This is a genomic window from Pedobacter sp. UYP1 (genome assembly GCF_040547305.1).
Classification (GTDB): Bacteria; Bacteroidota; Bacteroidia; order Sphingobacteriales; family Sphingobacteriaceae; genus Pedobacter.
On record NZ_JBEPPL010000001.1, the window covers coordinates 446,013 to 469,748 of the forward strand.

General features: G+C 38.1%; 23 protein-coding genes. 15 read left to right on the top strand and 8 right to left on the bottom strand.

The features are described from left to right. Window positions 1-287: 287 nt before the first annotated feature. Window positions 288-737 (top strand): hypothetical protein, encoded by a 450-nt coding sequence (locus ABIB30_RS01860; RefSeq protein WP_354299048.1) that lies wholly within the window; start codon window positions 288-290, stop codon window positions 735-737. A gap of 70 nt (window positions 738-807) precedes the next feature. Here the strand turns inward: ABIB30_RS01860 and ABIB30_RS01865 are convergent, their stop codons facing one another. From ABIB30_RS01865 to ABIB30_RS01880, 4 genes are all read right to left on the bottom strand, one after another. Further along, window positions 808-2,019 (bottom strand): formylglycine-generating enzyme family protein, encoded by a 1,212-nt coding sequence (locus tag ABIB30_RS01865; RefSeq protein WP_354299049.1) that lies wholly within the window; start codon window positions 2,017-2,019, stop codon window positions 808-810. Between the two features lie 126 nt (window positions 2,020-2,145). Next, window positions 2,146-3,948 (bottom strand): family 2A encapsulin nanocompartment cargo protein cysteine desulfurase, encoded by a 1,803-nt coding sequence (locus ABIB30_RS01870; RefSeq protein WP_354299050.1) that lies wholly within the window; start codon window positions 3,946-3,948, stop codon window positions 2,146-2,148. 3 nt (window positions 3,949-3,951) lie between these two features. After that, the gene (locus tag ABIB30_RS01875; RefSeq protein WP_111633217.1) at window positions 3,952-4,878 is read right to left on the bottom strand and encodes a family 2A encapsulin nanocompartment shell protein; all 927 of its coding nucleotides are present in this window, start codon (window positions 4,876-4,878) and stop codon (window positions 3,952-3,954) included. 215 nt (window positions 4,879-5,093) lie between these two features. Next, entirely contained in the window at window positions 5,094-6,314 is a 1,221-nt protein-coding gene (locus ABIB30_RS01880) for a carboxypeptidase-like regulatory domain-containing protein (RefSeq protein WP_354299051.1), read from the bottom strand. A gap of 153 nt (window positions 6,315-6,467) precedes the next feature. On the opposite strand from ABIB30_RS01880, the gene ABIB30_RS01885 reads away from it, so the two are divergent. Together ABIB30_RS01885 and ABIB30_RS01890 are read left to right on the top strand one after the other, a co-directional pair. Continuing rightward, on the top strand, window positions 6,468-7,634 hold the full coding sequence (locus tag ABIB30_RS01885; RefSeq protein WP_354299052.1) for a hypothetical protein: 1,167 nt from the start codon (window positions 6,468-6,470) through the stop codon (window positions 7,632-7,634). A gap of 8 nt (window positions 7,635-7,642) precedes the next feature. Further along, a complete protein-coding gene (locus tag ABIB30_RS01890) occupies window positions 7,643-8,905 on the top strand; it encodes an outer membrane beta-barrel family protein (protein ID WP_354299448.1) in 1,263 nt (420 codons plus the stop codon). A gap of 54 nt (window positions 8,906-8,959) precedes the next feature. Here ABIB30_RS01890 and ABIB30_RS01895 read toward each other — a convergent pair whose 3' ends face one another. Both ABIB30_RS01895 and ABIB30_RS01900 read right to left on the bottom strand, forming a co-directional pair. After that, entirely contained in the window at window positions 8,960-9,472 is a 513-nt protein-coding gene (locus ABIB30_RS01895) for a hypothetical protein (protein ID WP_354299053.1), read from the bottom strand. Next, the gene (locus tag ABIB30_RS01900; protein WP_354299054.1) at window positions 9,462-9,950 is read right to left on the bottom strand and encodes an RNA polymerase sigma factor; all 489 of its coding nucleotides are present in this window, start codon (window positions 9,948-9,950) and stop codon (window positions 9,462-9,464) included. Before ABIB30_RS01900 ends, ABIB30_RS01895 begins: the two co-directional genes overlap by 11 nt. A 1,033-nt stretch (window positions 9,951-10,983) precedes the next feature. Between ABIB30_RS01900 and ABIB30_RS01905 the strand changes: the two genes are divergently transcribed. From ABIB30_RS01905 to ABIB30_RS01940, 8 genes are all read left to right on the top strand, one after another. Continuing rightward, entirely contained in the window at window positions 10,984-11,562 is a 579-nt protein-coding gene (locus ABIB30_RS01905) for an RNA polymerase sigma factor (RefSeq protein WP_354299055.1), read from the top strand. Window positions 11,563-11,890: 328 nt separating this feature from the next. After that, window positions 11,891-12,457, top strand: a complete 567-nt coding sequence (locus ABIB30_RS01910) for a Crp/Fnr family transcriptional regulator (protein WP_354299056.1) — start codon at window positions 11,891-11,893, stop codon at window positions 12,455-12,457. A 66-nt stretch (window positions 12,458-12,523) separates the two neighbouring features. Next, window positions 12,524-13,105 carry an NAD(P)H-dependent oxidoreductase gene (locus tag ABIB30_RS01915; protein ID WP_354299057.1) on the top strand — a complete coding sequence of 194 codons (582 nt, stop codon included), beginning with the start codon at window positions 12,524-12,526 and terminating at the stop codon, window positions 13,103-13,105. Between the two features lie 44 nt (window positions 13,106-13,149). Then, a complete protein-coding gene (locus ABIB30_RS01920) occupies window positions 13,150-13,752 on the top strand; it encodes an ExbD/TolR family protein (protein WP_354299058.1) in 603 nt (200 codons plus the stop codon). A 59-nt stretch (window positions 13,753-13,811) separates the two neighbouring features. Next, window positions 13,812-14,723 carry a helix-turn-helix domain-containing protein gene (locus tag ABIB30_RS01925; RefSeq protein ID WP_354299059.1) on the top strand — a complete coding sequence of 304 codons (912 nt, stop codon included), beginning with the start codon at window positions 13,812-13,814 and terminating at the stop codon, window positions 14,721-14,723. 144 nt (window positions 14,724-14,867) lie between these two features. Continuing rightward, complete coding sequence (locus ABIB30_RS01930; RefSeq protein ID WP_354299060.1) at window positions 14,868-15,872, top strand: aldo/keto reductase; 1,005 nt, start codon at window positions 14,868-14,870, stop codon at window positions 15,870-15,872. A 70-nt stretch (window positions 15,873-15,942) separates the two neighbouring features. Further along, window positions 15,943-17,736 carry a DUF885 domain-containing protein gene (locus ABIB30_RS01935; RefSeq protein WP_354299061.1) on the top strand — a complete coding sequence of 598 codons (1,794 nt, stop codon included), beginning with the start codon at window positions 15,943-15,945 and terminating at the stop codon, window positions 17,734-17,736. A 78-nt stretch (window positions 17,737-17,814) separates the two neighbouring features. Beyond that, complete coding sequence (locus ABIB30_RS01940; protein WP_354299062.1) at window positions 17,815-18,525, top strand: hypothetical protein; 711 nt, start codon at window positions 17,815-17,817, stop codon at window positions 18,523-18,525. 24 nt (window positions 18,526-18,549) lie between these two features. On the opposite strand, the gene ABIB30_RS01945 is transcribed toward ABIB30_RS01940, so the two are convergent. Both ABIB30_RS01945 and ABIB30_RS01950 read right to left on the bottom strand, forming a co-directional pair. Further along, a complete protein-coding gene (locus ABIB30_RS01945) occupies window positions 18,550-19,569 on the bottom strand; it encodes an NAD-dependent epimerase/dehydratase family protein (protein ID WP_354299063.1) in 1,020 nt (339 codons plus the stop codon). A gap of 73 nt (window positions 19,570-19,642) precedes the next feature. After that, the gene (locus tag ABIB30_RS01950) at window positions 19,643-20,233 is read right to left on the bottom strand and encodes a Crp/Fnr family transcriptional regulator (RefSeq protein WP_354299064.1); all 591 of its coding nucleotides are present in this window, start codon (window positions 20,231-20,233) and stop codon (window positions 19,643-19,645) included. 128 nt (window positions 20,234-20,361) lie between these two features. On the opposite strand from ABIB30_RS01950, the gene ABIB30_RS01955 reads away from it, so the two are divergent. The 4 genes from ABIB30_RS01955 (at window position 20,362) to ABIB30_RS01970 (ending at window position 23,700) form a co-directional block, all read left to right on the top strand. Next, window positions 20,362-20,985 carry a Vat family streptogramin A O-acetyltransferase gene (locus ABIB30_RS01955; protein WP_502931080.1) on the top strand — a complete coding sequence of 208 codons (624 nt, stop codon included), beginning with the start codon at window positions 20,362-20,364 and terminating at the stop codon, window positions 20,983-20,985. Window positions 20,986-21,135: 150 nt separating this feature from the next. After that, a complete protein-coding gene (locus ABIB30_RS01960; RefSeq protein WP_354299066.1) occupies window positions 21,136-21,744 on the top strand; it encodes a porin family protein in 609 nt (202 codons plus the stop codon). A 145-nt stretch (window positions 21,745-21,889) separates the two neighbouring features. Further along, complete coding sequence (locus ABIB30_RS01965; protein ID WP_354299067.1) at window positions 21,890-22,948, top strand: sensor histidine kinase; 1,059 nt, start codon at window positions 21,890-21,892, stop codon at window positions 22,946-22,948. Window positions 22,949-22,950: 2 nt separating this feature from the next. After that, a complete protein-coding gene (locus tag ABIB30_RS01970; RefSeq protein WP_354299068.1) occupies window positions 22,951-23,700 on the top strand; it encodes a LytR/AlgR family response regulator transcription factor in 750 nt (249 codons plus the stop codon). Window positions 23,701-23,736 lie beyond the last annotated feature (36 nt).

The window sequence follows — 23,736 nt, forward strand, 5'->3', positions numbered from 1 at the left end:
ATTGCCATCTTCGAAAGAGGTTATTTGTGAAACATTAATTATTTCTTTATAAATTTATTATTTTATTGCTAATAATCTAATACTCTGCTTAACTTTATATTATTAACAGCTAAAAATTGATAGCTTATAAGATCTGGTTGCATTCCTCCCTAAATATTTTATAAATTGCATCGCTTAATGAATCAAGAATGATGAAATCATCCTGTGCAGCAGAATAAAAATAGGAATGAACGCAACTAGATAGCACATGATAGCTTCATTACAATTAAAAAACAAACTATAAAACAATGAAAACATATATTTTGACTCTGGGTATGGTTATGGGAATGGTTTTTTTCGCTAAAGCGCAGAAAGCACCACCTACTCCATCCGAAATGACCACTAAAAGTATAGAGGCCATGGACAAAAAAATTAAAATGAACCCAACTCAAAAAAATATAATCTACAATTATATGCTTGATTTGTTCAAAGAGCAGGCTGCCCTGACTAAAAAACAACAAACAGGTATGTACAATGAAGATGATATTTCTAAGTTTTACAGGATGCAAAATGAAACCACTAAAAATGTAAGAAACATTTTAAAAGGTGAACAGCAGACTCAATATGATCAATATTTAGAAGAAGTGCTGCGCGGTGGCAATAAGAAAAAGAAAAAAGGAAAACATGAAGAAGAGGAAGTTGTAACCGGCATAGATGGTTTAAAACTACCTGCTGGCACCACTGCCGGTAATCCTTAATTATATAATGGTTTCTAATTGATAAAGCTGCTTGTTGAATAACAAGCAGCTTTATTTATATATGGCCAGCTTATAAAGTCTTTACATCCTTTACACATCGAAACCCTACATGATTGGATGCAGATCTGTAATCTCCTTTTCCTCTTGTCCCTACCATATATCGCGTGCAATATTGTTCTGTACACAGAAAAGATCCTCCACGCTGCACTTTCTTTTTCGCCTGAGGTTCGTCGGGGTCATAAGAAACCGCAGGCCCTGAAGGGTTTTCTGTCGCGTTGTGGTCTGATAGGGATTCATAATAATCAGCACGGTACCAATCATTACACCATTCCCAAATATTTCCAGCCATATCGTACAATCCGTAACCATTGGCAGGGAAACTCTTCACGGGTGCTATACCCGCATAGCCATCTGCAGCACTATCTTTATTGGGAAATTTCCCCTCAAATATATTAGCCATCCACTTTCCACCAGGTTTCAGTTCATTTCCCCAAGCATAAAGTTCACCAGAAAGGCCACCCCTTGCAGCAAACTCCCACTCTGCTTCTGTAGGAAGTCTTTTACCCGCCCATTTGGCATAAGCGGCAGCATCCTCCCAACATACTTGCACAACCGGATAATTATCTTTTCCTTTTAGATTACTGTTTGGTCCTTCTGGATGTTTCCAGTCTGCACCTTTCAGATAAGACCACCATTGTAAATAGTTATTTAATGAAACAGCTTCCTTTGGCGGTGTAAATACCAGGGAACCAGCTACCAGGTTTTCAGGTGCTACATCTGGAAATTCTTCTTTTGTTGGTTTTTGTTCTGCTACAGTAACATAGCCTGTTGCTTTCACAAACGCTGCAAATTGCCGATTAGTGACTGGAGCAGTGTCCATATAGAAAGCATTGATTACCACACGGTGAACTGGCCTTGCATCATTCATTACTTCATGGCCTCCGCCTTCCATTCCAACTGGGTTTACCCCTCCCATACTGAATTCTCCACCATTGATAAACTTCATTCCAGGTTGCGCACTGATTCCTGAAATTGATTTATGGAGAACTGTTTTCCTGAACTCCTTACCTCCGCCCTGCATAAACAATAAGCTGTCTGATTGCTTAAAACCTGTTGGCCTGCACATTGCAGCTCCGTTTTCCGGGAAAGACTTCATTTGGAGTAAAGCCACTTTTTTCACCCGCATTTCTTGCGCTTCTGCTGCTTGATCAGCCTTCTTATTTCTACAAGATAATAGTAATAAAAGCACAACTAAATAATAGAAATCGTATTTAGACCTCATCTGCTTCTTGTATTAAATCTGTCACCAAATCATTCATGCTCCTTATTATTTTGGACTGCGGTATATCATTCTTAAAGAAACCTCCCCAGATATTTACTGAGAAGGTTTCCGTATTAATTATTAAATCTAATGAAAATAGATTTGTTTAGCCGACTTTAACCCGCCAACTACTGCCACTAAGGTATCAACTTCAGCACAAGTATTATAAAATGCCAAGGAAGGTCTTACAGTAGCTTCGAGTCCAAACCTTCGCAAAATAGGTTGTGCACAATGGTGACCAGAACGAACAGCAATACCTTCACGGCTTAATGCTTCACCAACTTCGGCAGTGGTAAAGCCATCGAGCACAAATGACAATACACTGGTTTTATCAGGCGCAGTACCAATCGGCCTTAATCCTGGTATTTGTGCTAATTTCTGACTGGCATATTCTAGCAGGTAATGTTCATATTGATAAATATTATCAATACCAATTTTCTGCACATAATCAATGGCGGCGCCTAAACCCACAGCATCAGCGATATTTCCCGTTCCTGCTTCAAAACGTGCAGGGGCCTGGTGAAACTGAGTATGTTCAAAAGTGACATCCTGAATCATATTACCTCCACCCTGATAAGGTTGGGTACTATTCAATAAATCTTCTTTACCATACAAAATCCCAATACCGGTAGGGCCAAAAACTTTATGTCCGGAGAATACAAACCAGTCTGCATCAAGCGCCTGTACATCTGTACGGATATGAGAAACCGATTGCGCTCCGTCTGCAAGCACTTTTGCCCCTGCAGCATGCGCCATAGCGACAATTTGCTTTGCTGGAGTTATTGTGCCCAGTGCATTGGAAACTAAAGTAAAGGAAACCAGTTTTGTTCTTGGATTGAGGAGTTTTGCATATTCATCCAGCAAGATCTGCCCGTCATCATCCACCGGGATAATTCTTATCTTCAATCCTTTCTTTTTAGCCAGTAACTGCCATGGAACAATATTCGCATGATGCTCCAGGTGCGTCAGGATAATTTCATCACCCTGCTGTAAATATTCATCTCCCCAACTATTGGCAACCAGGTTAATCGCTTCGGTTGTTCCACGGACAAATACAATCTCATTTGGAGAACGTGCGTTGATAAAGTGCTGTACTTTTTGTCTTGCCCCTTCATAGGCATCCGTTGAACGGGCAGCGAGTTCATGCGCAGCACGATGAATGTTAGAATTTTCGTGGGCATAAAAATAGTTCAGCCGGTCAATAACCTGCCGCGGTTTTTGAGTAGTAGCCGCGTTATCAAGCCAGATCAGCGGTTTACCATTAACCTGCTCTGAAAGAATTGGAAAATCATTTCTGATGAGATTAACATTAAATGAGGGTTGAGACTTTCCGGTAACTGCTCCATTTCCATAACGTCCGCTATTCAGGGTATCTGCTGAGGTGACAAATTGAATTCCTGAAGAAAAATAATAAGAGTTCTCGCTTAAAATTCCGGAAGGATTAAAAGGTAATTGCGCCGAAGGACTGTATGAACTAACCGATGCCAATGCTTTCTGCAATTCCTTTTCGTACGGCTGATCTGCTTCAAAAGGTAACAGTGAGCTTATATTAAATGGATTGTTAGCCTGTTTAACAGTATTAAAATTCCCTGAGGGCCCTCCACTCCCGGCGGTAGACTTCGGAACATGTCCAAGCCCTAATCCGTTAGAATCTGGCAGACTGGTTTGCGGGTCAGAAAGGTCAATTGCATTTCCCTGGTAAATAGCCGAAGGCGAATGGGTAAATGTGCTGTTTTCCTGAATCTGATTGTTGCTTTGCGGAAGAAGCTCTGCTGAAGGCACATCTGCTGCATTGTAGTTTCCCGGTAATGCAGAAAAATACGCATTCGCCAGCTTTTCTAAGGCATGCACATCTGGTAATCCTTGCGGATCATTAATTGCATTACTCATAGCTTAATATTTGTATTCGTGATATTTATTGATTTCCACTTCTTCCAGTACAGCGATCGCATCATCCACTAAAACAGCTAATGAGCAGTATAAAGAAACCAGGTATGAGGCTATTGCTTTTTCATTGATTCCCATAAAACGTACTGATAATCCTGGTGATTGTTCTCCTGGCAGATCAGGCTGGTAAAGTCCAACTACTCCCTGACGGCTTTCTCCCGTACGGATCAGCAATATTTTCGTTTTGTTGTTTTCAATCGGCACTTTATCAGAAGGAATTAGCGGAATCCCTCTCCAGGTGATAAATTGTGAGCCAAATAAAGAAACTGTTGGTGGTGGAACACCTCTGCGGGTACATTCACGGCCAAATGCAGCTATAGCAAGCGGATGAAGCAGGAAAAACCCTGGTTCTTTCCATACTTTGGTAATCAGCTCATCCAGATCGTCCGGAGTTGGCGCACCACTGCGGGTAACAATGCGCTGCGAAGGAACAATACTATGCAGCAGACCGTATTCTTTGTTATTGATCAGCTCACTTTCCTGTCTTTCTTTAATGGCTTCAATAGTTAATCTTAGCTGTTCGCTGATCTGGTTATAAGGCTTGCTGTACAAATCAGAAACCCTTGTATGTACATCAAGTACCGTATTTACAGCACTTAAAAGGTATTCACGAGGTTGTTCTACATAATCAACAAAGGTATTAGGCAATACGCGCTCATCCCTGTTGGAGCAATCCACATCTACAGACTCTCCTTCTTTTACTTTATTGACTCTGTAAATACCGGATTCTACAGGATTCCAGCTTAACAAATGTGGTAACCATCTTGGTGTAATCCAGGGTGCCTGGGGTACGGTACGGGTTGCGATTGCTAGTGGCCTCGCTGCAACATCATTTAATGCGGTTTGTTGTGTGTTTTTAACTTGTCCTGCCATGTTTTATATAATTAACGGTTTTAGATTTTTCATTTCAAAGCGCTATTGTCTGTTTCCTTTTTTAATTACAGAAGAAAACAAACAAGCAGCAAAAACAAATTCCAGAAAGGAAAAGAGCGTTATCAGGATGAATAGAAACATCCTGATACCAAATATAAAACATAATCTACTAAAATAGTATACTATTTAAATAAAGATGAAGAAACTCAATTGGTTTAGAGTTTTTCTGCGAGTTCTTTAAGGGAATTTGTTGGTTTTATAAAATTGTAATCTCCCCAATAGTCATCATTATAAGCTGTGACATAGTTTCTAAAAACATAACCTCTGGGCATGATCTTCTCATAATTGCCCTGAGGCGGTATATTGATCTTTGAAATAAATAGTTCCGCATTTACTGCCAATCTACCTTCCAGGTGTTTGTACTTAGCTTTTAAATGGTGTACAGCAGAAATTTTATAGAAATAAGGATACCATTTATCATTAATTTTGACATATCGCTCACTGAATTCTTCATTAAGCTTTCGGAAACTATAGCCCAGTAAACTATAGACAGGCCGCGCGATAAATGAAATATCCGCTTTTGCATAGGCAATACCTTTAGGGCTTAAAGCAAAATCGGTAGATACTATAGCATAACTGCTTTTCAAAATTACCAGCTTGCCTTTATATAAGGCTTCTTTAAGGTCATCCCGCTGATCAAACTTAATCAAATAGGCTTCTTCCCCATTGATGGTTACTGAGCCAGCTATCTCAAATTTATATTTCTTAAAATAATTTCTGCCTAAAATACGTACTGGATCCTTAGCCATATCATTCGCTATGATTGCATATGGAGCGCCATCTATTGTCATGTTTAATGGGTTATTAACTTCCTTCTCCCCCAATTTTTTAAGATTACGCTCTTTATTGATGACAATCTTATCTTTTCCGGTATTTTCTTTATAGCCTTGGCTTAAGATATTCAAAGAGGCCTCTGCAAAAGAAAGATAGCTGGTATCAACTTTTCCTATCTCTCTGTAAAATCCTTTCATTTCAAATGGTCGGGTATCATAATTTTCAGGAATGTTTTTTATAGCCTGGCGGATAATGAATTCAGCACTAACTGGTCTGATTGTTATTTCTTTTAAATTCACAACTGAAGGGGTCAATTGGATCTTCATAGCCTTATGCAATTCCGACAAAGAGAATTTCAGATTTTTATAACCTATATAAGAGATGATCAATGAATCCTTCCGCATCGCATCTGAATACTTTACTAAAAATTCACCATCGGCGTTTGTCATCGTTGCTAACTGTTTACCGATCTTCAGGCTAACATAAGGCAAGGTTGTCTGATGTTCATCGACCACAATGCCTCCCGCTTCTTGTAAGTTTTGCGCATAAATTGTTTTTACACTTAAAGAAACAATAGCTAAAATTAGAATTGCTTTATTCATTTAGGATCAAATTATACTGTGAATTCAAATATGATGTTTCATCACGTTAAATTATGTTAACTTTTGTTAAACAGTGTTAAATAAATTTTCTTTCAAGCGAAAACACATAGTTTAGAAACGCAAATAGCTATTTCAAATTAATTAATGCGCATCATGAAGAAAATAATTACGCTTTTACTCCCTTGTTTTTTAAGATTCCTTTCTGTTGAGGCACAAACAACTGGTCAGATAAGTGGTAAAGTAGTGGATGAAAAGCATATAGCTGTAATGTATGGTGCAGTAAGTTTGGTCAGGGCAATCGATTCTGTACAAGTCAAATCAGCGATCACAACGGAAAAGGGAGAATTTAAGTTTCTAAATCTATCAGAAGGTACTTATTTAATTGCGGTAGAATGGATGGGCTATCAGAAAAATCTGAATGGACCTTTTAAGATTAGCTCTGAAAATCGGCTGCTAAGTATTCCACAAATTGTCATTTTACCAGCAACGAAACAGTTAAATACTGTCAGCATTATTGGTCAGAAGCCTTTAATAGAACGAAAAAACAATCTGTTAATCATGAATGTAGCGAATAGTACGCTGGCCGCAGGCAGTACTGCACTGGAAATACTTGCTAAAGCTCCAGGAGTTTCGATAGATAATGACGGAAATATTAGCTTCAGAGGCAAACCAGGCGTCAATGTGATGATTGATGGTAAGCTAACTTATTTATCTGCAACACAGCTGGCCAATTTACTGCGCACTACTGATGGAAATTCCATTCAGACTATTGAATTCATGACTAATCCTTCTTCCAAATATGATGCAGCTGGCACAGGAGGGCTAATTAATATCAAATTGAAAAAGAACACAAATTATGGAACGAATGGCACCCTGACAGCAGGTAGTGGATATGGTAATTACTACAAATCTAATGCTGGCGTCAGCTTAAACCACCGGAGTAAAGATATAAACCTGTTTGGCAATTATAATTTTTCTAACCTTAAAGAGTATGAGGACCTGGATATTAAACGCAGCACATCTTCATCAAATGACAGGACCTATTTTGACCAGCAGGGCCGTGACATCTCTATCCGGAAAAACAATAGTTACAAAGCTGGTATGGATTATTACCTGGGTGATAGAAATATAATTGGATTTGCGATGAGTGGTTATATAAATCATCTCGATGCAAACAACAATATCAATACCTTAATTAGCAATCGTCCGGGCGCGGTTGATTCTTCTGTCACCGCAACAAACCTGGGAAAAGGTAAATATACCAGTCAAACTTATAATCTAAATTATAAGGTGTACTGGATACTTCCGGACAGGAACTAAATGCTGATATAGATTATTCACGTTTTAATAACGAGAATAGTATTACCTATACTAATCAATTTTATAATGCAAGTGGTCAGCTTGTTAAGGCTCCTTTTATTTTTAGAAACGGGACACCGACCAGGGTAAAAATACTGGCAGGCAAAGTAGATTATACTTATCCTTTCAATTCCAAAATGAAACTGGAAACAGGGGTAAAAAGCAGTTACGTGACTACAGACAATGATTTCCGATCTGAGAATTTTGATGGGGCTAATTGGGTGAATGACCTTACACAAAGTAACAGATTCACCTATAAAGAACGGGTCAATGCTGCTTATGCAAATCTCCATAAAGAGTTTAAGTCTACAACAATTCAACTTGGTCTGCGTGCTGAATTAACAAATTCGGAAGGAAATTCAGTTACACTTCAAAATGTAGTGAAGCGGAATTATCTGGATTTGTTCCCAAGCCTGGCTATCCAGCAGAGTTTATCAAAAGATCATGAAATTGGATTCTCTTATAGTAGCAGGATCAACAGACCAGATTATCAATCATTAAATCCATTTATATATTTTGCTGATTTGTATACCTTTTCTAAAGGTAATCCTCAGCTTAAGCCGGAATATGCAAATTCATTGGAGCTTTCTTATGGGTATAAAAAAACCACAAATATCACATTCGGATATATCCATACGAAGGATGTAATGACAACTACACTTTTAACGGATACAGTAAAAAAAACATTACTGATTTACGAACAGAATCTTGCTTCCAGAAGTACAGTCAGTATGAATGTGAACAGACCTTTAGCCATTACAAGCTGGTGGGCGACGACTAATGATGCTACACTTTATTACAGCCGTTTTAGTTCTCCTGATTTACTGGGTGCTCCCTTTAAAAATGGAAAACTAACATTCATGATGAATACAGTCCAGACTTTTACATTGAATGGGACAATGAATGCTGAACTTTCAGCAAATTACCAGTCTGCACAGGTTTTTGGAACTTATGTAGCCAGACCGATTTATGGGGTAGATCTGGGTATCAGCAAATCATTTGCCGACAAAAAAGCAGCTATAAAATTATCCGCCAGTGATTTGTTTAATACAAGAAAAATTAGAGTTAAAAGTGCTATTCCTTTCCAGGACTATAATCTTTCCCAAAAGCAAGAGAGCAGAATATTCAGGTTAACTTTTTCTTATAATTTTGGGAGCAGCGGTGTAAAGGCTGTTAGGGAGAGACCAAACAGTTCTGAAGTCGAACAGAACAGGGTGAAATCTGGTCATTAATGAATATGGCCTGTTAATATTAACAGGCCATATTCATTTGGTCTAAGAGACCTATCAGGGTTGTTGATTGTATTTAGCGTTTTCGTATTTCTCCAATTGTGATTTCAGCTTGATTACTTCTTGTTTGAGCTGACGGTTTTCCAGATAAAAGTAAATCGCGAAACCAAGGAATATTTTTCCAAGAATAAAAACGCCAATGAATAGCCATCTCCATATTTTATGTACCCGCATATGGCTGGACGAAGCGTCTATTTCGATAAATTGTCCACTTTTACGGTGATTCCCCCCTTTACGGTTTGGTGGTCTCCTGATTGGGATAGCGTCAAAATCAGGCATTTCAGCCAATTCATTAAGGTGATCTTCAATTTTCAACCAGAGATCCGGAGGAGGAGGAATAGACAGCTGTTGCGCCATGCGTTCCATATCTATTTCCAGGTGCTGCAAGGCTTCCTGAATTTGCGGATGTTTTGCTTTCAGGAATAATAGTTCCCGGGTTTCCGCTTCTGAAGTGGAACCTAATACATAAGCTTCAAGTATTCCGCTCCCGATGTATTCGTTAATTTTCACAACTTTTCCTCATTATAGCGAAAGCCTCTTTTAAAGTCTTCCTGATTGATTCCTCTGTTTTATTTAATTCTTTTGAAATAGCTTCAACCGATTTTCCGTAATAATAAACACTATAGAATATATGATGTTGCTCCTCTGTAAAGTAATCAGGAAATCTGGTTTGAGATTCATGACTTCCAGGATCTTGTAATCCCAGATCTTTAAGATCGCTGGCTACCCTGCCTGAATCTGTTAACTGGTTTAGCTTATTTTGCGCAAGCCTTTTCAGCTGACACCAGTTATTGGTATCCTCCCAGTCTATTTCATTAAAGTGTTGTGCAATATCACAAAATACTTTCACCAGGTATTCCTCCGCTAGTTTTTGGTTCTTTACTATTTCAAAAATATAGCCTAACAACATACTTGCATGCTTATCATACAGGCTGCGTATACTTGCTTGTCTATTTGCTACTAGTAGTAATTGTTCAGTTTCTTGCATGATTATATTTTTGAAGTAAGGCGTTTATCCTTATGCACCTACTCAAAATCTAATGGACTTTTGTCTTGTATAAATCTAATTTAAGCAAAAACTATTTGGATCAAAGAAATTTATGTCTTTAAAATAGAATTAAATTGAAAATATATTTTCAACAGTCTAAAATACCGCTTTAAAACACATTAAAAGATAGTTTTGAAATTTTATTGAGAAAATTTCTTTCTTATGAGATGAAAAATCGATTTGTTAGTGAAATTTAAAATGATTTAGCTATTCAGAGAAACAGTAGTTAACAGCCCCCCACTTCCATGTTACCACCACGAAAGGGTGGTAACATGGAAACATAACCTGACATTTTTATTGGATAACATATTTTAAGCTCTTAACATCAAAATCGAACTATTATACTCTTTTTCAATGAGACCATTCGCTGTAAATAGTTTGATTTTTAAAACTTTAAGGAATATAAAATTTTATTTAAAAAACTACTTGTTCAGAGCTAGCTAATTAATAATTAGCACTAAGCATCTTAAATATTTTTCCGGTATTGTTCTTCCTGCACCACTAAAATTATTTATTTATAATTAATAAATTTAACTTCTAAATTATTTACCGGAATTGATAAGATTATGTAGCATAAAAAAACATGAAAAACTTTAATCCGCACCTGCACTCTTTGAGGTTTTCGGTTTTTACCGTAGCTATTTCTTACATTTAAATTCTAGACTAAATTTACAAAGAACATCTCTCCTCTACCAAGGTCAAAAGTTCCCGTTTTCCATCTGCTAAAACCAAGAATTTACTAGCTTATTCCATAGCCTGCCGGAATACATTTATAGCTTACAGGAATACTTTTAGAGACCACAGGAATACTTCTTCCCTTTTATAAAAAAAAACGCACATAGCAAGTTACCACCTGAAAAATTTAAATGCTTTTAGCAAAAAAGAAACGCAATTAACCTCCAAATTATTTTACATAATTAGGTGAAGTATTTAACTTTGGTTCATACACTTACAACTAAACCATGCTAAATTAATGCTACTAAAACATGTCACTTACAGCTCTTGGAATGATGCTCAATTAGTCGCATCAATGACTGCAGGCGATAAGGCTGCTTTCGATGAGATTTATGAGAGATACTGGAAAAGACTCTATAAGGAGAGCTACAAAAGATTAAGAAGTATGGAGCAGGTCGAAGAACTTGTTCAATCAGTTTTCGTAGACCTGTGGTCCAAAAAAGAAAGAAAAACCATTGTAAATATCTACGCCTATCTGTTCACAGCCGTTCGCTACCAGGTTTTCATATTATATAAAAAAGGCCAGACCCTTCCTCAGTTTGAAGAACCTTTAGATGACATGGTGCACTCCTGTTCAGAAGCTGATTCCTTAGTCAATGAAAAAGAAATCAGAAATTATATAGCCGTTTGGCTAGCGATGCAACCTGAAAAACGTGGAGAAATATTCAGAATGAAGTTCATGGAAGAAATGACGACCAGGGAAATCAGCGAAAAGTTGGGCCTCAGTCAGAAAACTGTCCAAAATCAGATTTTAACAAGTCATGCCAGCTTAAAACAGTTTCTGGAAAGATTAATGGTAATGATGTCTGTGATGTAATCACCTTTATGAGATAATTCATTTTAATATGCACTTATTTGGTCAGCGAGATCTAAAAATCATTCAGATTTAAATCCTGTTCAATATTTTAAGTGCAGAACAGAAACTGTTTGTGTAAAGCTTGAATAATGTCTTTAAAGGTCATTAAAACGATACTGGAATGAGGTTGGATGTCATTCCAAGGCACTATTTAACATGCTTTCAAGCCGTTGTTTTCCCGCCAACCCCTTGTTTATAAACCATAACTGGATTTTGGCTTTTGCCTTAAGCTCAAACCATAAAATATGACTACTTTCGGCATTTATCCACAGGAAAAACTGAAATATAAATGATAAATGACTTTTTGAAAAGTTTCGGTGTGCTAACAGATGTTGACATCAATGATTTCCAGCACCTTGGTACAATAAGACACCTTCAGAAAGGAGATTTCTTTATCAGTGAAGGAAAGCCATGTAAAGAAGTCGCTTTCATTAAAAGTGGGATATTGCGTTCCTTTTTCACTTCGGAATCGGGAGAAGAAATTACTTACTGTATCACCTTCCCTAATACACTAATGACCGCGTATTCTTCATTCATCACTTCACTTCCTACTTTGGAAAATATACAAACCGTGGCTCCCTGCGAATTATTAGTCATACAAAAAACAGACATTGATCAGTTGTCTAAGTCTGGCATAAACTGGATCACATTCTTCAAAATAATTGCAGAACAGCAGTATATAGAACTGGAAAAACGCCTGTTTCTTTTTCAAAAAGAGAAAGCAAAGAAGAGATATATGGATCTTCTTGAAAATCAGCCAATCTATGTTCAGCAAATTCCATTACAATACCTCGCCTCCTATCTTGGGATCACCCCAAGACACCTGAGCCGTTTAAGAAAAGAGATCGTTTTTTAGACAAATGTCCAGTAGTTAGAATAAACTGCCCGATACCTTTGCCCTGATTATAAAAACACAGGACAAATGAAGAAGAATATTCTGATCATCAACGGGCATCCAAATAAAGAAAGTCTTAATTACGCTTTAGTAAAAGCTTATCAACAAGGCGCAATACAATCTGGTGCACAGGTAGAGGTGATTCATATCGGTGAATTGAATTTCAACCCTAACCTGCAATACGGCTATACAAAAAGGATACCATTAGAGCCCGATCTGCTCACCAGTCTGGAAAAGATTAAAAAAGCAGATCACCTGGTTTGGATCCACCCGGTTTGGTGGGGAGGTTTACCCGCAATGATGAAGGGTTTTATTGACCGCTTATTTCTGCCAGGCATAGCTTACAAATACCGGGAGAACTCCGTTTGGTGGGATAAATTACTAACTGGCAAGACTGCCAGGATTATTACAACCATAGATCAGCCAGCCTGGTATTACTGGATATTTTACGGAAATCCCAGCGTAAACCAGTTAAAGAAAAGCACACTGGAATTTTGTGGGATCAAACCAGTTGCGGTTACCTATATCGGAATTGTGAAGACCGCAGCAGAAAAACAAAGAGCTGACTGGATAGCCAAGATCTATCAATTAGGTAAAAAACAAAAATGATCCTACCCCTTTTTTAATTACAGACCTCTTATTTTAATTGAATTATGCCTAGAATTAAAGTCAAGCGCAGTGCTTTAACAGTTGACATGACTGCTATGACCGACGTCTCCTTTTTACTACTTACCTTTTTCATCTTAACTGCAGTTGCTAAACAGCCAGACCCTTTGGATGTAAAAATTCCTTCCTCCACTTATAAATTAAAAGTTCCGGAGACAGCTATTGCTATACTGACCATTGGCAAGGGAAAAGTATTTTTTGAGGCTGCAGGACAGGATGTAAAAATCTCCATGTTAGAAAAAATGGGGGAACAATACCAGATTGATTTTAGCCCGGAAGAGAAAAAGAGATTTAGTGTAATCAGTTCTTTCGGCGTTCCCGTTCAAAGCTTAAAAAAATTTATTGGCATGGACGCTGCAAAAAGAAAAGCATCAGGACTGGAAACGGGAATTCCTGCCGATTCAGCAAACAACCAATTGGCAGACTGGGTACTTCATTCCAGGAAAGCAGTCGCGGAATTACAGGGAACCGCCATGCGGGTCAGCATCAAAGGAGATGCACAGGAAGAATATCCGGTTATCAAGAAAATTGTAGACATCCTTCAAAAGCAAAAGATCAATAAATTTAGTTTGCTGACCAATCAAGAATAAAAATTAGTTGAATATTTTAGCATGAATATGAATATTTCCGTTTGATTTTTATAAATTACATGATGAAGTCAATTGAAAGTATTCAGGAATTCTATACCCGCGTACCTACAGCGAATCCATTAGGCTTAACAATGGACAATGCAGGCGCCGGTCATTTTAACGTATTCTCCAGAGCCAATTGTTCGCCGATTACCCCCTACAGCAGAAGGGATTTTTATAAGGTAGCCTTAATTATCGGTACGGGTAAAGTACATTATGCCGACAAATGGATTTACATAGACAGGCCAGCGCTGCTATTTTCCAATCCTATAATTCCTTATTCATGGGAAGCAGAATCAGCTTTACAAGAAGGCTGGTTCTGCCTCTTTACTGAAGCCTTTATACAGACTGGGGAACATAAGGAGTCTTTACAAGACTCTCCTTTATTCAGTATTGGTAGTAATCCTGTGTTTTTTCTTGACGAAATCCAGCAGAAGGAAATATCAGAGCTATTTATAAAGATGACCAAAGAAATTACCTCAGATTACTTACACAGGTATGGTTTATTGCGAAATTACCTGCATTTGATTATTCACGAAGCCATGAAAATGAATCCAACAGAGAGTTTTGAGAAACATATTAATGCATCTTCAAGAATTACTTCACTGTTTATGGAACTTCTGGAAAGACAGTTCCCCATAGATACACATCATTTATCTCTAAAATTAAAGACTGCAAATGATTATGCCAGAAGCCTTTCTATTCATGTGAACCATTTGAACCGTTCTGTAAAAGAACACACGGGAAAAACAACAACTGATCATATTGCCGCAAGAATAACCAGAGAGGCCAGAGCTTTGCTCCAGCATACAGACTGGAATATTTCGGAAATTGCCTATGGTCTTGGATTCGAATACCCAGCTTACTTTACTAATTTTTTCAAAAAAAATACAGGTATTTCTCCAATTGAGGTTCGGCATACAACAGTCTGATCAAATAAGAACGCATTTTGATCAAAATAAGAGCACAGTCTGATCAAAATAAGAACACAGTTTGATTATTATAAACATCTGTTTGAATAGTATAACTCACCCCCTGTGCTGCATGCTAACTTTGTTCTATCAAATCTGATTATTATGAAATATAGAAATCTAGGAACAACTAAAGAAAAATTATCGGCTGTAGGACTTGGCTGTATGGGAATGAGTTTTGCATATGGACCTGGGGATGATACCGAAAGTATCGCAACTTTACATAAAGCCCTTGATCTTGGAGTAAATTTTTGGGATACTGCAGACGTATATGGCAATGGAATAAATGAAGAACTGATCTCCAAAGTGTTAACAACAAACAGAGATAAAATATTTATAGCTACCAAATTTGGATTCCGCTTTCAGGAAGATGTTGCTGCTCCAGGCAATACAAACGGAACTTATTTTGACGGATCACCAGCATGGATGAAGATTGCCGTAGAAAAAAGTCTGAAAAGATTAAAAATTGATACTATAGACTTATATTATGTACATCGTGTGGATCCGAATATCCCGATCGAAGAAACTGTAGGTGCAATGGCCGAACTGGTAAAAGAAGGAAAAGTGCGCTACCTTGGTCTGAGTGAAGCTTCTCCAGCTTCCATCCGAAAAGCACATGCAGTACACCCTATTGCCGCTTTACAAAGTGAATATTCTTTGCTAACCAGAGATGTTGAAGCAGAAATATTAGGTACAGTAAGAGAACTGGGTATTTCTCTGATTCCTTATTCGCCATTAGCACGAGGCCTGGTAACCAATACACTGGACATAAATGCATTAGCAGACAATGATTTCCGAAAATCCTTACCACGTTATCAGCAGGAAAACCTGGATAATAATGCAAAATTGCTTGATGGATTTGCCGCTATAGCGCAGGATAAAAACTGCACACCGGCACAGCTTGCACTTGCATGGGTATTGGCACAGGGTGATGATATTATTCCTATTCCCGGCACTAAAAAAAGGAAATATTTAGAAGAAAATGCGGCTTCCGTTGATGTTGATTTATTAGCAGCCGATTTAAAAGCTATTGATGAACTTATTACACGTTTTCCAGTGAGCGGCGAACGTTATAGTGAAGGGGCAATGAAAAAATTAGTGAATAATTAAATTCACTCTGGTTGTACTATATGTGATATTTTCTTCCGATAATGGACTAAATTCATTTTACCATTATCATATGACTAAACCACAGACCATAATTTATGGGTTAAGTGTATGTTTATTTGCTGCAATCCCCTTTGCAGCAAATTCACAAACCAAAATATCCCATCCCACTAAAGCATGGGTAATTCAATCAAATAAATATACAGAGGAGCTTATCAATCTTGACAAAAAGTACACCCCTGAATACGGCTCTTCCCAAGGTTTGGCAGCGTACGATACACTAATCGTTGTGCCTACCCTTGCCAATGAACTTGCAGAAAGAAAAGAAGGAGAACTGCTGGCCTCAAAATATAAAGCTGCTTTACAAACAGAAAATAACATTTCTGTTAAGCAAGATCTGAATATCCTGATTTCACACTTAACCATGGGTTTCAAGAATCAGGATTTTGAAACTGAAAGAAAAATACCCTTCTTAAATGCAGCGAGCTCTATCTATGAAGGCTTGCAAATTTTACTGGATGACCAGACACCTGAGCCAAGACGTGCTGCTGCTGTGATCCGGTTGCAGAAATACGCTGGCCTCAAACCTGGCTATCAACCTTTAACTTCCATTCTGAAAGCACGTGTTTTACACCAAATGGAAGGTAAGGATATGATTTATCCTTCCCTTCAGCAAATGGAGGTTACTTTATCACGTAACGCAAGTATTATTGATGGTATTGCGGACTTGTTTAAGAAACACAAGCTTAAAGGATGGGAAAAACCATATGCTGTACTTAAGAAACAAGTGGAGGAATACGACCTGTGGACACAGAAAAATGTAATGCCTAAAGCCCGGAAAGATTTTAAGTTGACCAAGCAGGAATATGCCTTACAGTTAGAAGAGTATGGAGTTGATATCGCCCCTGATCAATTGGCAAAAATGGCACATCAGGCCTTTACAGAAATTCAGCAGGAAATGAAACCCATTGCAGAACAGATAGCCAAACAAAGGAACTGGCCTTCTTCAGATTATCGTGATGTAATCCGCAACCTGAAAAAAGAACAGATATTAGGAGATTCTATCATTCCTGTTTACGAAAGACATCTGAAAGATATCGAAGCTATCATTCGTGAAAAGCAATTGATAACTTTGCCTTCGCGCCCTGCAATCATCCGTCTGGCTAGTACCGCTGAAACGGCACGTTCTCCCGCCCCGCATATGGTTCCTCCTCCATTTCTGAATAATACAGGTCAGCGTGGTGTCTTTGTATTGCCATTAAATATGCCGCCTGCTCCCGGAGAAAAAGTAACCGATAAATATGATGATTTTACTTTTGAAGCCGCTTCCTGGACATTAATTGCACATGAAGCCCGTCCGGGTCATGAATTACAATTTGACAAAATGGTAGAGGAAGGAGTTTCTCAGGCGCGTAGTTTATATGCCTTTAATTCAACTAATGCTGAAGGATGGGGTTTATATGCTGAATATATAATCAGACCTTACATGCCACTTGAAGGTCAGCTAGTCTCTTTGGATTACAGATTATTGAGGGCCGCCCGTGCTTTTCTTGACCCTGAAGTACAAGCTGGAAAGATCACACCAGCAGAGGTTAAAAAAGTACTGATGGAAGAGGTAGTACAATCATCAGCCATGGCACAACAAGAAGTAGAGCGTTACACCATTAAGGCGCCCGGACAAGCAAACAGTTATTTTTATGGTTTCACAAAGATGATTGCTTTAAGAAAAGATACCGAGGATGCATTAGGTGCAAAATTCAATGCCCTTCGTTTTCATGATTTCATCTTGTCACAAGGCTTACTTCCGCCTGCATTAATCAGGGAAGCCGTATTAACGGATTTCGTACCAGCAGAAAGAAAACTTTAAAAATACAATGGGATGTTAAGTTTAACATCCCATTGTATTTTTAGCTAATTTTGCGGCCTCATACCAAATTGAGCACTTATGAAGTTGATTTTTACCTTTTTGTTTCTTTATCTGTCAACCTTTGCAGTTGCGCAATCTGTGCATTATCAGGATAAACCGTCAACTCATGGCATGATGCTGATGGGAAGTGAGATCATCTACGCCTCTCATTTGCCCATGTTTCATAGTCCGCATGATTATCAAATTATATCCGTTCTGGAATTATCAAAAGATGACCAGGCAAAATATATCCTGGACAAAAAGAAGCATCCCGACGAACTGATTTACACAATTGAACCTGAAACTTTTGTTCTTCCTGAAATGATCAACCATACCAAAACTTTCAAGGCCAATATCTATCGCGGTCATTTTGAAAGAGGAGGAGAAAAGTTTCTGGAAAATATCATGGTTAAAATCAGCCAGGTTATCTATTATAAGCAGTTTGATAAAAAAAGTATAAAACCCAAAAACCTCCAATATCTCCTTTTTGGCAATGCGAAAGAACAATTTTTAGTCCATAGAATCAGCGCCAGACCAGATTTCGATGAAAATATCGCAATACAAATTCATGATAGAAAGAACCTGAAGGCACTCGCTGACAACCTATATATTACGATAGAATTCCCGGAAAAGGATTTGCGCAAACCTTTTTCCTGGGCGCAACCTACTGGTTATAGCAAGCAGACACATGAACCCTTCAAGTTCTCAACGCATCAGGTTTTATACCTGGAGTACAGCGATTTAAACTAGCGGGTATTTCATCTGCACTATATTTTAAACATTGAGGAGCCTATTACGATGAGCGATAAGGTATAACATAGCTTCCTGAACAGCTTGCTCTGGTTTTTTAGGATTAAATCCGAGTTCGTTTCTTGCTTTTGAAATATCAAAATCCTGTTGTAATCCAGAAAACATAGCAATGTCTTTTGGGGTTAATAAAGGAGCTTTACCCGTTAATCTACTTCCCATTTCCATGAACCAGGCCACCAGGTACAAAATAGACTTTGGCACTTGAACAGGGAGTTTGATCTTCAACTCAGGAAAAAGTTCTTGTGCAATCTCTGTAGTTTTTTGAATAGAAATACATTTTTCATTAGCCAGGATATACCGTTCTCCATTCCTGCCTTTAATAGCAGCCAGATAACATCCTTCAGCTACATCTTTGACATCAACCCAGTTCAGCGCAATCCCGGTTTCTATTGGAATTTCTTTATTCAGAATTAGCTTGATGATTTGATAAGAAACACTTAGGTTCCCAAAAGCTTCACTCCCGATCATAGCAGAGGGCAATACTGCTACTAACTCTATATTGTGAAGCTTTGCGAGTTCAAAAGCCAGCTTTTCGCCATCATTTTTAGAGTTATAATACATATCCCTGCGATCTGGATTTTGTCCGTTGTCCTCTTTAGTTGGTAACTGGGTATAGTTTAAAGCAGCTATAGAACTCACATAAACGATTCTCTTTACTCCCGCCGCGGCGGCTGCTTCAATCAGGTTCCTGGTGCCTTGAAGGTTAACTTCATAAATTTCCTTAAGTGGATCTTTTGCCCATAATTTGAAGGCAGCTCCAACAGCATACACAACTTGTACGTTTTGCATCGCTGAGATCAATGAAGATTTATCTGTAATATCTGCCTGTACCATTTCACATTCCAGGTCGGCAAAAGAGCCGTTATTTTTCAGATTTCTGACTGATCCTCTTACCTGAATGCCTTTAGTCAAAAGTAATCTCACCAGGTTATTTCCTAAATGTCCGTTTGCCCCTGTAACCAGGGCTAAATTTTGATGCATCATATTCTTATTTGTTAAGCATACAAATTTGTGCACTGACAACCTGGCTTACACTTGACATTTGTTAGTTAATTGATCAACTAAAGATCTTTCTGCGGATACGGCTCAGGCTTTCTGGTTTCATTCCTAAAAATGAAGCAATATATAGTAAAGGGACATGTTGAAGAATAGCCGGGTGGTCAGCTATAAATTTCACATACCGCTGTTCTGCCGTTAAACTGGCTAATTCACGAGACCGGGTTTCATTGTAGGCAAGTGCCATTTGGAACACCAGGATACTATAATCTTTAAAGGCGATGCTTTGCTTACAAATAATATCCAGATCAGTTTTCGTAATTCTTAGCAATTCACAAGCAGTGATACAGGCTACATATTCAGCAGATTTGGTACAGTTATTAAATGCTGTGTAAGAAGTAATAAACCCTGGAGGACAATTTAGATGTGTAGTAATTTGGTTTCCTTCTTCATTGTAATGAAATAACCTGACAAAACCCGAAACGACATAGTAAAGATATTTTGGGACTTCGTTTTCTTGCTCAATAATAGTATCCTTAGCGAACAGTACAGGCTCAAAGTACTTTATGCAGAGTGCAGTATCTGCAGCTGTTAAGCTGACCAGGGTAGCTGCATTATCCAGCAAATGCTGGTACAATTTATCTGAAAACATCTGTTTTATATACGGGGTTATGAAATGATAAAGGTCAGGATTTTTATTTAATTAGTTTTTCTATTAATTTAGCGTGATTTCAAACGCTCCGCAGCTCAGGTCAAACTAAGTTGCAAGAAAAACACATGATGATGAAAGGACCCGATAAAGACGAGAAATACCCGATAAGTCACTATAACAGACTCTGTTTTTTGAAGAATATCATCACCAGCCCTAATATAATTGTAGGCGATTATACCTATTATGATGATTTTAAGGACGTTTATAATTTCGAAAGGAATGTCAAGTACCATTTTGATTTTATCGGGGATAAATTGATTATCGGTAAATTCTGTATGATTGCTTCGGGCGTAACCTTTATCATGAACGGTGCTAATCACAAAATGGACGGGATCACAGCTTATCCATTTAATATTTTTGGTAATGGCTGGGAAAAGGTCACTCCTAAAATGGAAGAACTACCTTTTAAAGGAGATACCATTGTTGGCAATGATGTTTGGATTGGTTCAAATGCGACGATTATGCCGGGAGTCCATATTGGAGATGGTGCAATCATCGCGACAAATACGACAGTAACCAAAGATGTGCCCCCTTACACTGTTGTAGGTGGCAATCCAGGTAAGGAAATCAGAAAGCGTTTTTCGGAAGAAAAAATAGAAGAGCTTCTGGAATTGAAATGGTGGGACTGGAAAATTGAAAGAATCACAGAGAATCTTCATGAACTGACGGGGCCTGAATCACGTTTTCTGTAAAACAATTCATTCCCGGAAAACTGATTAAATGGTAATTCTCATTACTAAACACCCCTTTGAAATAACCAGCTGTCATTACCGGATTGCAATTGGTCAAATTGTTTCTTAAACCCTGCCGGTATTCCCTTTTTTTGTTGAAAATATATAAATATGAAAATTCAATTCAACAAAAGAAGTCTGTTTCTGATCCCTATGGTATCGCTTGCCTTAATCACAACCCAGGCAAAATCACAGAGCGCCAACCCTATCCACCTTGGTTTAAAAGGCGGAGCAAATTTCACTGACTTAAGTCTTAATTATGGTGACTTAAAAAACAAATATTCAGCTGGTTATTCTGCAGGTGCTTTTACAAGAGTAGATATTGCTAAACTGTATATACAAGGAGAGCTGTTGTACTCACACAAATCTTCAAAAGTAGAATCCAATACATTGGGTTCCGAAAAAACTTCATGGAACAGTATTGATGTCCCTGTCACTATTGGTTATAAAATATTAAAATCTGATAACCTCAGCCTTAGAGTATTCGGCGGTGGTGTTTACTCTTATATATTAAATGATAAAGCCCACATCTTACAGGAAGTTAAAGAGTCATTTAAAAAGTTCGGCAAATCAAACATTGGTTATGTAGCGGGTGTTGGAGTTGATCTGGGTAAAATAACCTTTGATTTAAGCGCTCAGGGTTCTTTAACCAAAATGAGCAGTGACTTTAAATCGCGTCCCCTTACCTTTCAGGCCACTGTTGGTTTCATGATCTTCTAAAAATTCTTACTAATTTAGGGCCATTTGAAAAATACAGAAAAGCTTCAAGAGCCAGCTTATGCTCTTGCAAGCTTTTTTATGCAGAAGGTCATGATCTTCTTGCGTGATCGAAAACAATTTATAAGCTAAACGCCATAACAACTCCATGAAAATCCGCATTTTCAATAAACACTGGCTTATCGTAGCCATCTTCTGGATCATCCTTGAAATTGCTTTCTGGACACAAATGATCAGAGATTATCCACTAATTTTAGCGACATCCGTTTCAGCTGTTATAATGGTTAGCGCTATAATATCTGCTCATACTTTAAGTGACTTTTTACTGCCAAAGGCAATGGCAACCGGAAAAATGAAGGTTTTCGCTATTCAATGTGTTTGTATAACACTCTTGCTCTCTTCAGTATTCGCCGGTGCAGCAGTAGGATGTTACTGGCTATTCTTACATGGCACAAAGTATGACACCGTCGGAAGGATGCTTGCGTATAGTGACTTCTGGCTGAAATTAGGAAGTGCAATTCCTTCAGCTATACTCATCAACGCCACTGCCTGTGGTATACGCTTTTACCAGGAACATGGAAAAATAGAAAAAAATCATGCACTATTACAACAGGCCCACCTCGAAGCACAATTAAGGATACTTCAGGATCAGATTAATCCACATTTAATGTTCAATGTATTAAACCACATTCATATCCTGATGCAGAAAAATGTTGAACTGGCTTCTGTACTTTTAATCAAATTTTCGGACATCCTGCGATACCAGCTTTATGAATGTAACAGAGAAACTGTATTATTGGAACGTGAAGTACAATATCTGAAAGACCTGGTCGCTGTGGAGAAAATCCGTTGGGGAGATGAATTAAGAGTAGATTGTATTTGGAATATCAAAGACGGAAAGAGGGACATTGTTCCTCTTTTGCTGGTTCCTTTTGTCGAGAATGCATTTAAACACGTCTCCCGATTGCCTATGGAAAAGGGATATGTAACCCTGATGCTGAAACAACAAAATAATGAGCTGACTTTTACCTTGGAGAATTCTAGTTCGATACAACAGCCCAGGCAGGGAAATAGTCATGGACTTGGACTTGAAAATGTAAGAAAAAGACTTGCACTATTGTATCCGCAGCAGCATCACCTAAGTATTGATAAAACAACTAACACATTCAAAGTCGCATTGACCATCCAATTATCGCAAAAGAAATAAATATGCCACCTATCCCACCAAATCCTATATATGACGCACCCTTACAATGCCTGGTAACTGACGATGAACCTGTTGCAAGAGAAGGCATCATGGATTTTTGCAGTAAACTGGATTTTTTGCAAGTTGTTGGTACTTGTGCTAATGCCATGGAAGCAGCAAATTATATACAACAAGGAAATATCGACCTGTTATTTCTGGATATCAATATGCCTTACTTATCAGGACTCGAGTTTTTGGAATCTCTGGAACACCCCCCACTAACTATCCTGACCACAGCTTATTCTGAGCACGCGCTGGAAGGTTACAGACTTTCAATTGTAGACTACCTGCTGAAACCTATCACTTTTAAAAGATTCTATCAGGCTGCTTTAAAGGCCAGACAGCATCATTTGATGACTATAACACCTAAGCACCCCCAATCAATTGATACTTTTTTATATGTACGACAGGGAGATAGTTTTCAAAAGATATCCTGGGTAGACATCTTATATATCGAAGGAATGCAGAATTATGCAAAACTCCATTTTAAAGATCGTGAACTGATCATTCATCAAACCATGATCTCGTTGGAAGAGACCTTGCCTGGTGATAACTTTTTCAGGATTCATAAGTCGTACCTGATTAACATTTCTCATATCGATTCCGTTTCAGGTGGCAGAATATATATCAATGGCAATGAACTTCCTATTTCAAGAAACCGCCGGGAAGACCTGTTAAAAGAAGTGGTCTATACCAAATTGCTTAGCAGATAAGCTGATTTGATATAGACCACCGTTAATTTACCTCTT

Coding starts and splice junctions, on each gene's coding strand:
- ABIB30_RS01900 (WP_354299054.1), bottom strand. CDS start 9,950: ATGCAAGAAACTGAACAATTACTACTAGTAGCAAATAGACAAGCAAGT.
- ABIB30_RS01960 (WP_354299066.1), top strand. CDS start 21,136: ATGAAAATTCAATTCAACAAAAGAAGTCTGTTTCTGATCCCTATGGTA.
- ABIB30_RS01910 (WP_354299056.1), top strand. CDS start 11,891: ATGATAAATGACTTTTTGAAAAGTTTCGGTGTGCTAACAGATGTTGAC.
- ABIB30_RS01905 (WP_354299055.1), top strand. CDS start 10,984: ATGCTACTAAAACATGTCACTTACAGCTCTTGGAATGATGCTCAATTA.
- ABIB30_RS01870 (WP_354299050.1), bottom strand. CDS start 3,948: ATGAGTAATGCAATTAATGATCCGCAAGGATTACCAGATGTGCATGCC.
- ABIB30_RS01965 (WP_354299067.1), top strand. CDS start 21,890: ATGAAAATCCGCATTTTCAATAAACACTGGCTTATCGTAGCCATCTTC.
- ABIB30_RS01920 (WP_354299058.1), top strand. CDS start 13,150: ATGCCTAGAATTAAAGTCAAGCGCAGTGCTTTAACAGTTGACATGACT.
- ABIB30_RS01915 (WP_354299057.1), top strand. CDS start 12,524: ATGAAGAAGAATATTCTGATCATCAACGGGCATCCAAATAAAGAAAGT.
- ABIB30_RS01860 (WP_354299048.1), top strand. CDS start 288: ATGAAAACATATATTTTGACTCTGGGTATGGTTATGGGAATGGTTTTT.
- ABIB30_RS01940 (WP_354299062.1), top strand. CDS start 17,815: ATGAAGTTGATTTTTACCTTTTTGTTTCTTTATCTGTCAACCTTTGCA.
- ABIB30_RS01885 (WP_354299052.1), top strand. CDS start 6,468: ATGAAGAAAATAATTACGCTTTTACTCCCTTGTTTTTTAAGATTCCTT.
- ABIB30_RS01875 (WP_111633217.1), bottom strand. CDS start 4,878: ATGGCAGGACAAGTTAAAAACACACAACAAACCGCATTAAATGATGTT.
- ABIB30_RS01945 (WP_354299063.1), bottom strand. CDS start 19,569: ATGATGCATCAAAATTTAGCCCTGGTTACAGGGGCAAACGGACATTTA.
- ABIB30_RS01935 (WP_354299061.1), top strand. CDS start 15,943: ATGACTAAACCACAGACCATAATTTATGGGTTAAGTGTATGTTTATTT.
- ABIB30_RS01925 (WP_354299059.1), top strand. CDS start 13,812: ATGATGAAGTCAATTGAAAGTATTCAGGAATTCTATACCCGCGTACCT.
- ABIB30_RS01970 (WP_354299068.1), top strand. CDS start 22,951: ATGCCACCTATCCCACCAAATCCTATATATGACGCACCCTTACAATGC.
- ABIB30_RS01950 (WP_354299064.1), bottom strand. CDS start 20,233: ATGTTTTCAGATAAATTGTACCAGCATTTGCTGGATAATGCAGCTACC.
- ABIB30_RS01880 (WP_354299051.1), bottom strand. CDS start 6,314: ATGAATAAAGCAATTCTAATTTTAGCTATTGTTTCTTTAAGTGTAAAA.
- ABIB30_RS01930 (WP_354299060.1), top strand. CDS start 14,868: ATGAAATATAGAAATCTAGGAACAACTAAAGAAAAATTATCGGCTGTA.
- ABIB30_RS01955 (WP_502931080.1), top strand. CDS start 20,362: ATGATGAAAGGACCCGATAAAGACGAGAAATACCCGATAAGTCACTAT.
- ABIB30_RS01865 (WP_354299049.1), bottom strand. CDS start 2,019: ATGAGGTCTAAATACGATTTCTATTATTTAGTTGTGCTTTTATTACTA.